This is a genomic window from Streptomyces sp. NPDC005393, from assembly GCF_040606675.1.
Lineage (GTDB): Bacteria > Actinomycetota > Actinomycetes > Streptomycetales > Streptomycetaceae > Streptomyces.
In genome coordinates this window covers 19927-34434 of the sequence record NZ_JBEXFG010000018.1, presented here as the reverse complement: position 1 = coordinate 34434, position 14508 = coordinate 19927, and the positions used below count along the sequence as shown (strand labels likewise).

At 71.7% G+C, this 14508-nt stretch carries 10 protein-coding genes; 2 read left to right on the top strand and 8 right to left on the bottom strand.

The genetic code is table 11. The features are described from left to right. Positions 1-13: 13 nt before the first annotated feature. The 4 genes from ABZS71_RS17310 to ABZS71_RS17295 all read right to left on the bottom strand — a co-directional run bounded on the left by ABZS71_RS17310 (position 14) and on the right by ABZS71_RS17295 (position 5714). Positions 14-1636, bottom strand: a complete 1623-nt coding sequence (locus tag ABZS71_RS17310) for an LCP family protein (protein ID WP_356210930.1) — start codon at positions 1634-1636, stop codon at positions 14-16. A 72-nt stretch (positions 1637-1708) separates the two neighbouring features. Then, complete coding sequence (locus ABZS71_RS17305) at positions 1709-3397, bottom strand: LCP family protein (RefSeq protein WP_356210927.1); 1689 nt, start codon at positions 3395-3397, stop codon at positions 1709-1711. 229 nt (positions 3398-3626) lie between these two features. Further along, positions 3627-4745 (bottom strand): LCP family protein, encoded by a 1119-nt coding sequence (locus ABZS71_RS17300; protein ID WP_356210924.1) that lies wholly within the window; start codon positions 4743-4745, stop codon positions 3627-3629. Between the two features lie 216 nt (positions 4746-4961). Beyond that, entirely contained in the window at positions 4962-5714 is a 753-nt protein-coding gene (locus tag ABZS71_RS17295; protein ID WP_356210921.1) for a TIGR03089 family protein, read from the bottom strand. 127 nt (positions 5715-5841) lie between these two features. On the opposite strand from ABZS71_RS17295, the gene ABZS71_RS17290 reads away from it, so the two are divergent. Continuing rightward, positions 5842-7404 carry an N-acetylmuramoyl-L-alanine amidase gene (locus ABZS71_RS17290; protein ID WP_356210918.1) on the top strand — a complete coding sequence of 521 codons (1563 nt, stop codon included), beginning with the start codon at positions 5842-5844 and terminating at the stop codon, positions 7402-7404. Between the two features lie 72 nt (positions 7405-7476). Further along, positions 7477-8577, top strand: a complete 1101-nt coding sequence (locus ABZS71_RS17285; RefSeq protein WP_356210915.1) for an NDP-sugar synthase — start codon at positions 7477-7479, stop codon at positions 8575-8577. Between the two features lie 791 nt (positions 8578-9368). On the opposite strand, the gene ABZS71_RS17280 is transcribed toward ABZS71_RS17285, so the two are convergent. From ABZS71_RS17280 to ABZS71_RS17265, 4 genes are all read right to left on the bottom strand, one after another. Beyond that, positions 9369-10274, bottom strand: a complete 906-nt coding sequence (locus tag ABZS71_RS17280; protein WP_355846842.1) for a DNA-3-methyladenine glycosylase 2 family protein — start codon at positions 10272-10274, stop codon at positions 9369-9371. A 991-nt stretch (positions 10275-11265) separates the two neighbouring features. Beyond that, positions 11266-12648 carry a coenzyme F420-0:L-glutamate ligase gene (locus ABZS71_RS17275; RefSeq protein WP_356210913.1) on the bottom strand — a complete coding sequence of 461 codons (1383 nt, stop codon included), beginning with the start codon at positions 12646-12648 and terminating at the stop codon, positions 11266-11268. Continuing rightward, the gene (gene cofD, locus ABZS71_RS17270) at positions 12645-13607 is read right to left on the bottom strand and encodes a 2-phospho-L-lactate transferase (protein ID WP_356210910.1); all 963 of its coding nucleotides are present in this window, start codon (positions 13605-13607) and stop codon (positions 12645-12647) included. Before cofD ends, ABZS71_RS17275 begins: the two co-directional genes overlap by 4 nt. A gap of 49 nt (positions 13608-13656) precedes the next feature. Next, positions 13657-14199: a cysteine dioxygenase family protein gene (locus ABZS71_RS17265; RefSeq protein ID WP_356210908.1), complete on the bottom strand. Its 543-nt coding sequence runs from the start codon at positions 14197-14199 to the stop codon at positions 13657-13659. Positions 14200-14508: the final 309 nt, after the last annotated feature.

The following is a 14508-nucleotide window of genomic DNA, read 5'->3' as shown; positions in this document are numbered from 1 at the left end:
CCCCTTGCTCAGCTCAGAACGTGTAGCCCGTATTGACCTTCATGCACTTCTTCTCCTCGCCGTTGAGGGCGTCCGCGCTCTTTGGCGTCTTGTCGTCGTCCGTCGCCGCGGCCTTCGGATAGACCGTGCCCTCGCGCCAGTCGTTGCCGACGACCACTGTGACGTCCTGCACCGACTTCGACGACTTCACCGCGTCCTTCGGCAGCTTCAGCGCCTTGGCCAGGGCCAGCGCGTCGCCCTGCTCGGACTCGCTCGGATACGCGACCGTGGTGTCGGCCTGCGAGAAGAGGACCGTGTTCGCGGTGGCCTTGGTGTAGCCGAGCCGTACCAGCTCACCGGTGATGACTCCGGCGCGGCCGGACACGGGCCCGAGGACGGTGCTGCCGGTGCCGTTCTGCACGACCACCGGGATCTCGCCCTTGGGCGCGGTGGGCGCCGGGGTCTTGTCGGGCTTTTTCTTGTCCTTGCCGTCCAGCGCTATGTCATTGCGCAGCAGTGAGAAGGTCTGCTCGGCGTCGCCGGGCTTGGGCATCACGAACTCGCCGCCGCCGCCGTACTCCCAGGGCATGGTGACCATGGTGGTGCGCTTGGTCGGCACCCGCTTGAGGTCATTGCCCAGGTCGTAGAGCTTTTTGACGGTGCCGAGGCCGTGGTCGACGGTCAGCGCCTTGGTGGCCGCCTCCGCGAGGTTCATCAGCTTGCCCGGGTCGCTGAGCTTGGTGCCCGCCTTGAGCTGACGGATCATCGAGCTCATGTACATGTGCTGGGCCTTGGCCCGGCCGATGTCGGTGTTGTCCTCGAAGCCGTAGCGCGTCCGCAGCCACTGGAGGGCCTGGACGCCCTTGACGGGGTGGGTGCCCTTGGTCAGCTTCAGCCCCGAGCCGTGCCCCGACTTGTCGTGCGAGTAGACGTTGTTGTCCACGCACACCGGGACGCCGCCCACGGCGTCCGCCATGGTCACCACACCGGAGAAGTCGATCTTCATGAAGTGATCGATGTAGATGCCGGTGAGCTCTTTCCACGTCGCGACCGTGCAGCCCGCACCGCCGTGCTGCAGCGACTGGTTGATCGCCGCCACCGTCTTCGGATAGACGTGCCCGTCGCCCGGATCGGTGCACTTGGGGATGGTCACCCGGGTGTCGCGCGGAATGCTGACCACCGACATATTGCTGCGGTCGGCCGAGACATGCACCAGCATCTGCACATCGGCCAGCGGCTTGCGGTCGGCGTCCTGCTTGGCGCCGCCCAGCTTGACGTTCTCCGCCGTATTACGGCTGTCGGAGCCGATGAGAAGAATGTTGAGAGGGGTCTGACCGGCCGCGTTCGGCTCGGGCTTGCCGAGCTTGCTGTCGCCGAGGTCCAGATCCTCCTTCTTCAGATTGCCGTTCAGGTGCTGGTAGTAGACATAGCCGACGCCGGCCGCGCCGAGTATCAGCACGGCGAGCGTCAGTGCACTCCAGCGCAAGATACGCACCCCCCGGCTCCGCTTCGGTCGGCGTGGACCGCCCTTGCGATGCCCCGCGCCGTCCGGCGCGGGGCCACCCCCTTCCGGCGGGCTGTCATCCTCACCGTGTTCGCGGGGCTCGGGCACGGCGACGCGCCGTCCGCTCTCCCCCCGCACACTGCTCTGCCGCAACGGGCCCTCCCCGGTTTTCTGATCATTGGGTCCGGCCCGGTGGACGTTAATGGATCCGACGGCCGGCGCAGGTCACTTGGCGCAGACGTTCTTGTCGTCGGCCTCGACCTTCTGGATGCCTTCCGGCGCCTTGGACGGAGCTGAGATGGGGATGCCGGCGCCCTTGAAGTCTCCGCCGAGCGTCAGGGTCATCTCCGCCATGGGGGCGGCGTCCTTCGTGCCTTCCTTCATCGCGGAGGCCGGCAGCGCCATGCTGTCGGCCAGCCGCCGGGCCTGGTCGGCCTGGTTCGGCGCGTACTCCAGCGTCGTCTTCTTCCGCTCTGCCGGAGCGTTTCCGCCGTTGCTGGTGCGGAGCATCCCCTCGGTGTTCTGCATCCAGTCGACGGTCTCCTGGGCGGCACCGAACTGCCCGCTGCCGTTGAGCACCTTCACCCGGACGTTCGCGGGATCGGCCTTGGGGCCCTTGAGCAGGGCGGCCTGCTTGTCCTTGGCCGCCTTCCGCTTCTTCTTGACCTCTGTCAGCGAGACATCCTGGCGGACCATGGAGAACAGCGGCTCGGCCTTGGTCTTGTCGAGCAGCACCGTCGCGCCGTCGGTGTTGTCGACCACCGGGACCGTCGCGAAGGTGACGTTCTTGAGGTCGACCTTGCTGAGGTTCTTCCCCAGCGAGGCCAGCTTGGAGACGGTGCCGATCCCGGTGTCCACAGTGAGTGCCTTGGTGGCGGCCTGGGCCAGGTCCCAGGTCTTGCCGGGGTTGCTGAGCGAGCCGCTCGACTTCACCTTGCGCATGAGAGAGCTGAGGAACTGCTGCTGGAGCTTGATCCGGTCCAGATCGCCGCCGAAGCCGACGGTGTGCCGGGTGCGGACGAACGCCAGTGCCTGCTCACCCTCGACGGTGTGCCGGCCCTTCTTCAGATTCAGATGCGACTTGGGGTCGTTGACGTCCTTGGCCAGACACACCTCGACCCCGCCGACCGCCGACGACATCTCCTTGACCGCGTTGAAGTCCGCCATCATGAAGTGGTCGATCTGCAGGCCCGTCAGCTTCTCCACGGTCCGCCAGGTGCAGCCGGGGTCGCGCCCCTCCTGCCCCAGGCTGGTGTTGAAGCGCACTTCCTTCTCACCTGGGATGTTCTTGAACGAACCGTCCTTCTGCTTCGTACGGCAGTCCGGGATGTCGGTGATCATGTCGCGCGGGATGGACAGCGCGGTCGCGTTCGAACGGTCCTTGGAGAAATGGAAGAGGAGGGTCGTGTCGGCGTGGCCGACGCTACCCGCGTCACCGTAGCCCTCGTTCCCCTTGCCATCGCGCCGGTCGGTGCCGATGACCAGGATGTTCATCGGGCCGTCGGAGACCGCGGCGTTGTTCTCGCCGACGTCGACCTTGCTGATGTTGCCGTTGAGGTGCTGGTAGACGAAGTACGCCGCGACCGAGCCGCCCACCAGCAGAAACGCCAGGGTGCCGGTGCCCCAGTAGAGCGCCTTCCTGGTCTTCGACTTCTTCGGTTTCGGCTTCCGGCGGCTGACCGGGCCGGCCGCCTTCTCCGGCTCCCGCCTGCCCGCCGCCCGCCGCCGCCCCCGCTGCTCGGATTCGGGCGCACGACGACGCCCCGCGGATCTGGGAGCCGGCCGGGGATCGGCGGCGTCCGCCGAGGTCCCGGCAGAGTCCAGCCGCAGCTCGTAGCTGCCGGTGTTCGGGTCGAACACCCACTGATCGGCGGGGTCGATGTCGCCCGCCCGCCCATGGCCTTGCCCGTCCACGGTCGCCTGTGTCCTCCGTCGGTGCCACGCGGCGCCTCCCCCTCAAGGCGCTCAATCCGTCTTCTGTGCAGTGCGCGGCCATCTCGTAGAGCGCACCGGATCGCTCACACTATCCGCCCAGTTCGTCGTCAAGCGACGCCGGTGACACATTCCACTTCCCTACAAGTGGGCAATCTGCCCAATCCTTTCGAGATTCTTCACGAATCGTTGGCCGCACCCTTTGGTGCGATTATTCACAGATGTCGCGTGCTGCCGTCGTCCCCTGGTAAGGGCTGCGGTTCCCGCCCTTCGGGTCCTCGCCCGTCGTGGCCGTGACGGTGCGGGACACCGATACCGGATGGTCCAGCCGTAGCTGCCTGAACAAGCGGTCGGCGTCGGGCTGGACGAGCTCATCACGGTTCTTGTTGTACGTATAGGGCTGTCGCGGAATCGTAAGGAAACGGATCTTCTCCCGGGGGATGTTCCGCACCCCGCGCACCAGGCTGTACAGATCCCTGAGCGAATCCAGCCCCGGATCCGTGGTCAGCGCGGAGGTCGCCGAGTTGAGCACGGGATACAGCTTCGCCGGATTGAGCAGCACACCATTGCTCTGCACTTTCTTCACAAGGGAGCTCAGGAACTCCTGCTGCCTGGCGATACGCTCCGTGTCGCTGCCGTTGCCGATGCTGTACCGGGCCCGGACATAGCCGAGGGCCTTCTCGCCGTGGAGGACCTGACGGCCCGCGGCCAGCGTCAGATGCGCGTCGCCATCGTCGACCGGCTCCTTCAGGCACACCTCGACGCCCCCGATCGCGTTCACCAGCTTCTTGAAGCCGTTGAAGTCCACGATCACATGGTGGTCGACGCGGATCCCGGTCAGCTTCTCGACCGTACGGATCGTGCACGCCGCGCCGCCGGCTTCGAACGCCCAGTTGAACTGGGCGAACCGAGCCGTCGTCCGCTTGCCGTTCGGCCGGTCGCAGGCCGGGATGTCCACCATCAGATCGCGCGGGACCGAGACGGCCGTCGCGCTCTTCCCACCGGCCTGGAGGTGCAGCAGGATCGTGGTGTCCGAGCGCTGGGTGCCGGTGTCCTTGCCGTATTTGCCGTTCCCCTTGCCGCCCCGGTTGTCCGAGCCGATCAGCAGGATGTTCTGCGCGTCCCGCACCGCCGACACCGGCCGCTCGGCCTCGTACTTCCTCAGCTCGTTCGCGGTCCGGGTGTCGGTGCGGATATTGCCGTCGAGATGTTCGTAGAACCACCAACCCGTCCCGGCGACGGACAGCACGAGCACGGCCGCGCCCAGCGCGAGCACACGCAGCCGGCGGCGCCTGGGTCCCGGCGCCGGCTCAGGGCTGTCAGTCGTCACGTCCACGTCCTCCCACCCGTCCCCGCCCGGTCCGGCGAAGCGGCATCGCGTGCTGGGGTGCCGATTAATGGGACAGACATGCGAACCCCGCACAGGGTTGTACGTATCCGTCGATCATCGCGCGGGGTCGGCGGCGGGGCCCGTGGGCTCGGCCCTCAGGTCCGCCGGACGGGTCAGGGTGGGGGAGCAGGGACCACCGGTGGGACTATCGGTGTCTCATGATGCGGTGGCGGTGACGCGCTCGCTCTCCTTGCGCTTCGCCAGCCCGTCCTCGTCCAGCCGGTCCAGATGGCGGCAGAGCACCACCGAGCCGCCGGACGCCAGCGGGGCGTACAGCCCGTACGACAACCCCTCCCAGCCGTCGTACGGCAGCCCGGACAGCAACCGGGAGCCGGGCCCCAGGCCCCGCGCGTCGGCGTCCGCGTGCGCCCGCTCGACCACGGCCGCGCCGGTCAGCTCAAGGCCGCCGACGGCGAGCGCGGGCCTGTCCGGATCCACGGGCGAGTAGGGCGCGAAACGGTCCCCCTGGCTCGGCACCTCCATGGCGTAGTCCGCGAAGCCCTGCGGTAGCTGCGGAAACCGGCCGCCCAGGGGGCGCAGCGCCAGCGCAATGCGCTCCCCGGAGCACGCACGTGCCTCCTCCAGGGTCTCCGGGCCGCTGACCACGAGATCGGCCGTGGCCGGATCGCCGCCGACGTCCGCGACGACGCCGACCGACGAGCACGCCACCAGCCATACCGCGGTCTGCCAGTGCGCGGGCAGCAGCAGCGCGGCGCGGTCGCCGGGCGCCGCGGCCAGATCGTCCTGAAGCAGATTGGCGGTCTTCGCCACCCAATTGGCGAAGGTGGCCACGGAGAGCTCGACGCGCTCGCCCGTCGCGTCGTCGTAGAAGGTCACAAGCGGGCGGCCCGGGTCCGCGTCGAGCGCGGATCGCAGCAGGTCGGCGGGGGTGCGATCGGTGGCGTTCATCCGCGCAAGGGTACGCGGCGAACGGCCGCCCGCGGAGGGGATGGGCGAAGCCATCGCGATCGCCCGGCCGTGTGTCGGCCCTCTCCCGAATGGACAGCTTTGTCACAGTATGTACACGATCGTTATCATGCGTGCATTCCTTGCATCCTCGATCGGCGTCGTGTGCACCGCCGCCCTCGCCCTCCCGCTCGCCCTCAACCCCGCCCCCGCCCACGCCCGTGCGGAGCCGGCCGGACTCCAGGGCGGCATCCAGTCGCTGCCCCTGCTCCCGCTCGACGGCGACCGGGGCGCGGTCGCCCCCGGCCGCGACCGGGGAGCCGCGGCGCAGAGCGTGCGGCCCTTCTCGCTCGTCGGCGTCGTCTGGGACCACCCCTCCGCCGACCTCCGCGCCCAGGTGCAGGTCCGCACCCGGGCGACCGGCAGCGGGGTCTGGTCCCCCTGGCGCGACCTCCAGCCGTACGGGGAGGAAGCCCCCGACCCCGACTCGCCCGAACGCCAGGGCGTACGGGCACACGGCGGCACGGCACCCCTGTGGGTCGGCGACTCCGACGGCGTCCAGGCCCGCGTCCACCCCGGGGTGCCGGACCCGGTCTCGGGTCCGCCGGGCGACGTCTCGGGGCCGTCCGGGACCGCGACCGGCGCGTCGGGGGCCGCCTCGGGGCTGCCGTCCGGGGCTGCCTCAGGGATCGCCGGGCTGCCGTCCGGTACGGCCTCGGGGCTGCCGTCCGGTACCGCCTCGGGGCTGCCGTCCGGTATCTCGGGACTGCCGTCCGGTACCGCCTCCGGCCTGCCGTCCGGGCTCCGGCTCGAACTCGTCGACCCCGGCGAGGCCGCCGCCCCCGCCTCGGCCGTCCGCGCGCTCCCCCCGCACCCCGTGCCGACGCCCACCCCCACGCCGTCGCCGGGCTCCGCCAGACCCTCCGCGAAGCCTGCCGGCGAACCCTCGCCCGACCGCTCACCCCACCCGTCGCACTACCCGTCGCCCGACCCGTCGCCCGACCCGTCCGCCGACCCCCTGCCGGACTCCTCGGCGCGGACCCCGAGCGAACCCCAGGCAGGCGCGCCCATGGTGAGCGTCGCCGCCCACACCGCCCCACGGCCCCGCATCATCACCCGCGCCGGCTGGGGCGCCAACGAGAAGCTCCGCGAGAAGGGACACGTCTACAGCAAGACCGTCAAGGTCGCCTTCATCCACCACACCGTGACGGGCAATAAATACAACTGCTCCCAGGTGCCCTCCGTTTTGCGCAGTATCTACCGCTACCACGTCCAGAGCATGGGCTGGCGCGACTACGGCTACAACTTCACCATCGACAAATGCGGAAACATCTACGAAGGCCGCTCGGGAGGTGTGACCAAAGCCGTACGGGGGGCGCACACTCTGGGTTTCAACACCAACAGCATGGGCGTCGCTGTCCTCGGTACTTACTCCACCAAGAAGCCTTCCGCCAAGGCGGTCAAGGCCGTAGCCAAGCTCACCGCATGGAAGCTCGGTCTCTACAAGCGGAATCCGCGCGGCTCCACGCATCTGGTGTCCGGCGGCGGCAACAGGTACAAAAAGGGCGCCAACGTAAAGCTCCATGTGATCTCAGGACACCGCGACGGCTTCGCCACCGCATGCCCCGGAAAGCGGCTCTACGGCAAGCTCAAGTCGATCCGTAGCACGGCCGCCCGGCTTCAGGGGCGCTGACCAGGCGCGGTCCGGGGATCTGCCTACACTGGCCGCCGACCGGCGAGCCCCAGCAGGAAGCAGAGACGATACGTGACCAAAGCGCCAGCAACGCCAGAAGCGATCCTCCTGGTCGGCGGCAAGGGGACCCGGCTGCGCCCGATGACGGTGCACACCCCCAAGCCGATGGTCCCGGCGGCCGGCGTTCCGTTCCTGACCCACCAGCTCGCCCGCGCCCGCGCCGCCGGGGTCGAGCACATCGTGCTCGCCACGTCCTATCTCGCCGAGGTCTTCGAACCGTACTTCGGTGACGGCTCCGCCCTCGGGCTGCACCTGGAATACGTGACCGAGGAGGAGCCGCTCGGCACGGGCGGCGCCATCCGCAACGTCGCCTCCCGGCTGCGCTCCGGCCCCGACGATCCGGTGCTCATCTTCAACGGCGACATTCTCACCGGCCTCGACATCCCCGCCCTCATCGACACCCACCGCACCACGGGAGCCGATGTCTCCCTCCACCTCACCCGGGTCACCGACCCGCGTGCGTACGGGCTCGTACCGACCGATGACCAAGGCCGGGTCACCGCCTTCCTCGAGAAGCCGCAGACCCCCGAGGAGATCGTCACCGACCAGATCAACGCGGGCGCCTACGTCTTCAACCGCTCGGTCATCGACACCATCCCCGCCGACCGCCCCGTCTCCGTCGAACGCGAGACCTTCCCCGGGCTGCTCGCCGCGGGAGCCCACCTCCAAGGCATGGTCGACTCCACGTACTGGCTCGACCTCGGCACTCCGCAGGCGTTCGTCCGCGGCTCCGCCGACCTGGTGCTGGGCCGCGCCCCCTCCCCGGCCGTACCGGGCCGCTGCGGCGACCGCCTCGTCCTCGACACCGCCTCGGTGGCGGACGACGCCAAGCTGACCGGCGGCACGGTCATCGGACCGCAGGCCCGCGTGGGCGCGGGTGCGCGCATCGAGGGCAGCACGGTGCTGGAGGGCGCGGTCGTGGAGGACGGCGCGCAGGTGCGCGACTCGCTCATCGGCGCGGGGGCGCGCATCGGCGCCCGCACGGTGCTGCAGGGCGCGGTGATCGGGGACGGCGCACTGGTCGGGCCGGACAACGAACTGCGGGACGGGGTGCGGGTGTGGTGCGGGGCGGACATCCCGGCGGGGGCGGTGCGGTTCTCGTCCGACCAGTAGGTCGTGGGGGCGGGTGCGGGTTCCGGGGCGGGTGCGGGTTGCGTGGGTGGTGGGTGCGGGTTCCGGGGCGGGTGCGCGGGGTGGTGGGTGCGGGTTGCGTGGGTCGTGGGTGCGGGTTCCGGGTGGGTGCGGGTGCGGGTTGCGTGGGTGGTGGGTGCCGGGTGCGGGGCCTCCGGGGCGGGGGCCCTGGACCGTATATTTACGGCGCCGGCGGCCGGAAGCGTTGAGTTGACCGGAGATTGGCGCCACAAATACACGTCAGCGTCCAGGACCCCCACCCCTGCACCCCCGCCCCCTCCCGCCTCGTCGCCGACCCCGGCCCGGTGGCCCAACCTCCGGCCCGGTGGCCCGGCCTCCGGCCCGGTCGGCAGTCGGCCCGGGTGGTGGTGGGGGTGGGCGCGCCCCCGCCCCCTCCCGCCTCGTCGCCCAGCCCGGCCTGGTGGCCCGGCCTCCGGCCCGGTGACCCGGCCCTTGCCCGGTCAGCGGGCGCCCGGGGGTGGCGGGGGTGGGAGCACCCCCAACCCCCTCCCGCTTCGCCGCTGCCCTGGCCCGGTAGGCCCGGCCAGCGGTCCGCTTGGTGGTGGTGGGAGCGCCCCGGCCCCCTTCCATTCCCCCACCTCCGGCCTGGTGGGCCAGTCCCCCGGGCCGGTCAGCGGTCGGCCTGGTGGAGGTGGGGATGGGAGCACCCCGCCCCCTCCCGTCCGTCCCCGAGCCCCCAGCGGTCCACCCGGTGGGGGGAGTGACCCCGTCGGCGGTGGCCGGCTCCCGTCGCGGGGATGAGGGAGTGATGACTACATCGCGCGGAAGTCCCTGACTGAGAAGCGCGGTGCGCGGCGGGGTGGGGTGCGGCCGGACAGCAGGATCAGACGGGCCGCCCGGTGGCGCTGGCCCGCGTAGGGGGCCAGGAGTTCGAGCATCGTCTCGTCGTCCGAACCGTGCACGCCGGTGAGCGCGTAGCCGATGATGCGCGGCAGATGCAGATCGCCGACCGTGATCGCGTCAGGGGTGCCATTGCTGCGCTGGAGGGTCTCCGCCGCCGTCCAGGGCCCGATACCGGGGATGAGCTGGAGGCGGGCTGAGGCGGCGGCGAGATCCATGGCCGCGGCCTCCTCCAGCCGCCGGGCGACCCGGACCGCCCGCAGGATCGTCGATGAGCGCTTGGTGTCGACACCTGCCCGGTGCCACTCCCACGACGGGATCAGCGCCCAGGTACGGGGATCGGGCATCACCCGCATCCGCTCGACCGGACCCGGCGCGGGCTCGCCATGCCGCCGGAGCAGCAACCGCCAGGCGCGGTACGCCTCGTCGGCCGTGACCTTCTGCTCCAGGATCGAGGGGATCAGGGATTCCAGGACCAGGCCGGTGCGTATGAGGCGGAGACCGGGGTGACGGCGGTGTGCCTCGTGGACGAGGCGGTGGCGCGGGGTGAAGGCGGAGGGATCGTCGTCCGCGCCGAGGAGGGCGGGTAGCCCGTCGATCAGCCACTCCGCGCCGGGCCCCCAGGCGCGGGCCTCAATGTCGGTGCCGCTGCGGGCGATACGGATGGTCCCGGGCCCGGCCGGCGTCCGGCTCGCCCGCCAGAACACCCCGTCCCCGCCGACCTGAAACGCCGGATCCCCGGGCCCGCGCTGCAGTACGCCCAGACTGCGCACGAGGTCGAAGGGCCCGGAGGGACTCCAGGTACGGCTCACCAACACTCCGCCACCCTACGACCCACCTCACTCCCGAAACGACGTGGCTCCGCCCCCTCGTTCGCCCCGTACGGGCCCCCACCCACACGGGGCGGACCACCGACCACTGACCGGGCGCGGCAGGGCCTACCGGGCCGGGCTGGGCGACGAGGCGGGAGGGGGTGGGGGTGCGCCCACCCCCGCCACCACCGGGGCCGATTGCTGACCGGGCCGGAGGCCGGTCACCGGGCCGGGCTGGGCGACGAGGCGGGAGGGGACGGAGGCGCGCCCACCCCCACCACCACCCGGCCGACTGCTGACCGGGCCGGAAGCCGGGTCACCGGGCCGGGGCCCCCGCCACCACCCGGGCCGACTGCTGACCGGGCAGGGGCCGGGTCACCGGGCCGGAGGCCGGGTTACCGGGCCGGGGTGGGCGACGAGGCGGGAGGGGGCGGGAGTGCGCCCACCCCCGCCACCACCCGGGCCGACTGCCGACCGGGCCGGAGGCCGGGCCACCGCGCCGGGCTGGGCGACGAGGCGGGAGGGGGTGGGGGTGCGCCCACCCCCGCCACCACCCGGGCCGACTGCTGACCGGGCCGGAGGCCGGGCCACCGGGTCGGGGTCGGCGACGAGGCGGGAGGGGGCGGGGGTGCAGGGGTGGGGGTCCTGGACGCTGACGTGTATTTGTGGCGCCAATCTCCGGCCAACCCAACGCTTCCGGCCGCCGGCGCCGTAAATATACGGTCCAGGGCCCCCGCCCCGGAGGCCCCGCACCCGGCACCCACCACCCACGCAACCCGCACCCGCACCCGCCCCGGAACCCGCACCCACCACCCCGCGCACCTGCCCCGGAACCCGCACCCGCACCCCCCGCGCACCCGCCCCGGAACCCGCACCCGCACCCGCCCCGGAACCCGCACTCACCACCCCGCGCACCCGCACCCCCGCCTCGCACAACGCGCGCCCCCACCTCCGGCGCGCACCTCGCCCATACGCGCCCCGCACCACTACCGCACCACTACCGCACCACCACGAACCACTCCACCCCCCGCTCCGGCCGCGCCGCCGGCGGCGCGGCCGGACGGCCTACGGCGACCGCCCCCATCGGGTCCCAGTCGTCCGGCAGGCCCAGCACCTCACGCACCACCGGCCGGCAGAACATGGTCGACGACACCCACGCCGACCCCAATCCCTCACCCGCCAGCGCGACCAGCAGGTTCTGCACGCCGGCCCCCGCCGCGACCACGAACATCTCGCGCTCCGCCGCGTTCCGCCGCGGGTCCGGGTACGTATGGGTCCCGTCCGCGACCAGGCACGGCACGACCAGGTAGGGCGCCTTGCGCAGGACGTCGCCGCGCCGTACCCGCTTGGCGACGCTCTCCTCCGAGAAGCCGTCACCCCGCAGGTCGGCGATCCACGCGTCCCGCATCGCGTCGAGCAGCCGCGTCCGCGCATCGGCGGACTCCAGCAGCACAAAGCGCCACGGCGTCGTGTGGTGCGGCGCCGGCGCGGTGACGGCGGCGGCGACGGCGCGCCGGACGGCCGCGCCGTCCACGGGCTCGTCGGTGAACTCCCGCACCGTACGGCGCAGGGTGACGGCCTCCCGTACGGCCTCGGAGGTCCCCAGCCGGAACATGTCGTCGGCGGCGCCGCGCACCAGGGCCCGCGCACCCTCGTCGGGCGCACCCTCGTCGGGGGCGGCACCCCCGCCGGACGGCCCGTCGGCCAGCGCGCCGGACCGCTCGTCGTACGTCACCACATGCGGCAGCCCGCGCAGCACAGCCACCGGCAGCCCGTCGGCCTTGCCCTTGACCAGATCACCGGCGGCGGCCAGCTCATCGGCGGTGGCGACGATGGTGGCGCTCAGTGGGTTGCCGTGGGCGTCGGCCCCGCCCCGCAGATCGTCGAGGACCCGGACGCCCGCCGCCCCGATGGCGACGTCGGTCACGCCGGTCCGCCAGGGGCGCCCGAAGGTGTCGGTGACGATGACGCCGATGTCGACGCCGAGCGCGTCCCGCAGCCCGGTGCGGATCCGCCGCGCGGAGGCGTCGGGGTCCTCGGGGAGCAAGAGCACGGTGCCGGCGGGGGTGTTGGAGGCGTCGACTCCGGCGGCGGCCATGACCAGGCCGTGGCGGGTCTCGACGATCCGGGTCCGCCCGCGCCGCGCGACGACCCGCACCGCCTCGGCGTCTATGGCGGCCTCGCGGTCGGTGGCCTCGACGATGCGGCCCTCGGCCTTGCTGACGATCTTCGAGGTGACCAGCAGCACATCGCCGTGGGCGAGCCCCGGCAGACCGCCGGAGGTCGCGGCGTCGGCGATGAGCTTGGCGAGGTCGTCGCCGGGCCGCACCTCGGGCATGCCGGGGAGGGCCCAGACCCGGTACGAGGGGACTTCGCTCATGCCCGTACCTCCTCGGCCAGGGCCAGCGCCTCAGCGGCCATCCGGGCCGTGGCCTCGGGGTCGGTCATCATCAGCGGAATGGCCCGGCAGCGGATTCCGGCCTCCTCGACCTCGTCGACCGAGCCCGCGTCGACGGTGTCGACGAGCCAGCCGTCGAGCAGCCCGGAGCCGTAGTGCCGGGCGACGGCCGCGGCGGTGGATTCGACGCCGACGGCGGCGAGGACCTTGTCGGCCATGCCGCGCACGGGCGCGTCGCCGACGATGGGGGAGAGGCCGACGACCGGGATCCCGGCGTCGGCGATGGTCTCGCGCACGCCCGGCACGGCGAGGATCGTGCCGATGCTGACGACGGGGTTGGACGGCGGGAAGAGGACGACGTCGGCGTCGGCGATGGCTTCGAGGACGCCGGGCGCCGGCTTGGCCTGGTCCGCGCCGACGGGGACGACGGCGTGGGCGGGCATGGAGGCGCGCAGCCGCACCCAGTACTCCTGGAAGTGGACGGCCTTGCGGCCATCGCCCTCAGGGTCGTCGATGAGCACATGCGTCTCGACGCGGTCGTCCGTCATCGGCAGCAGCCGCACGCCCGGCTGCCACCGGGCGCACAGGGCCTCGGTAACGGCGCTCAGCGTATAGCCGGCGCCGATCATCTGGGTGCGGACGATATGCGTGGCGAAGTCGCGGTCGCCGAGGCCGAACCACTCGGGCCCGACGCCGTACGCCGCCAGCTCCTCCTTGACGGCGAAGGTCTCGTCGGCCCGGCCCCAGCCCTGGTCCTCGTGGATGCCACCGCCGAGGGTGTACATCACGGTGTCGAGGTCGGGGCAGACCTTGAGGCCGAAGAGATGGATGTCGTCGCCGGTGTTCCCGATGACGGTGATGTCGGCGTCGGGAGCCGCCGACTTGAGACCGCGGAGAAAACGGGCGCCGCCGATGCCGCCTGCCAGAACCACAATGCGCATGGGGGACAGTCTGTCAGCCGCCTAGGACATCGAGGACGTTCGGGGCGGCTCAGCCGCCGAGGACATCGAGGGCGTCCGCGGTGGCCGGATCGGCGTTCTGGGTGTGGTGCAGCGGCATCTCGGTCAACCCGGGGAAGTAGATGTGCAGGCTGACGGCCGGTTCGAGCGACTCGTTGACGACGTCGTGGACATAGCCGGGCGCGAAGACGCGCTGTGCGCCGGCGCGCAGCGCGTGCCGCATACCGCCCTGCCGCGCGCCGCCCCGCGCCTCGCCGCCCCGCCCCACGCGCTCGGTCAGCTCGCCCTGGAGCACGGTGAGGACGCCGGAGGAGCGCCCGTGGTCATGGGCCCCGCTGCCCTGGCCGGGCACCCAGCTGAGCAGCCAGACCTCATAGCCGGGGCCGGTGCGCAGCCGGTGGTACCAGCGGCTGGTGGCGTCGTACTGGACGAGGGGCACCCAGCCGTCGCGGTCGGCCGCGATGGTGCGGGCCAGGCCGGCGAAGGCGGAGACGGTGGTGGGGTGTGCGGGTACGGGCGGCAGCAGATGCGGGATGGCGAGCGGGTCACCGGCGATCTGGACGTCGCTGTTCATATGCGTGGTTCCTCGGCGGAAAAGGTGCGGGAATGGCGCAGAGATGGCTGGAGCTCGGGGGCATCAACAGCTGGAACAGCGACAGCGAGCCTGCACAGCGCAGCGGAACCCGTGGGCACGGGTCGGCTCGGGCGCGTGGGTCACTGACATGTGGACAAGGAGACCCGGGCCGTTGCCTCCCTGTCAACTTGATCTCCGCTTTGGCGGCAATGTTTCACCTCTTCCGGTTGCGGTACGGGCAGAAAGGTTTGTGCGCGCGTTAGGTCGGAGAGATGGCGCACCACCCGCCGTCACCACGCAACGGGACCG

Coding starts and splice junctions, on each gene's coding strand:
- ABZS71_RS17295 (WP_356210921.1), bottom strand. CDS start 5,714: ATGAACGCCACCGATCGCACCCCCGCCGACCTGCTGCGATCCGCGCTC.
- ABZS71_RS17290 (WP_356210918.1), top strand. CDS start 5,842: ATGCGTGCATTCCTTGCATCCTCGATCGGCGTCGTGTGCACCGCCGCC.
- ABZS71_RS17275 (WP_356210913.1), bottom strand. CDS start 12,648: ATGAGCGAAGTCCCCTCGTACCGGGTCTGGGCCCTCCCCGGCATGCCC.
- cofD (WP_356210910.1), bottom strand. CDS start 13,607: ATGCGCATTGTGGTTCTGGCAGGCGGCATCGGCGGCGCCCGTTTTCTC.
- ABZS71_RS17265 (WP_356210908.1), bottom strand. CDS start 14,199: ATGAACAGCGACGTCCAGATCGCCGGTGACCCGCTCGCCATCCCGCAT.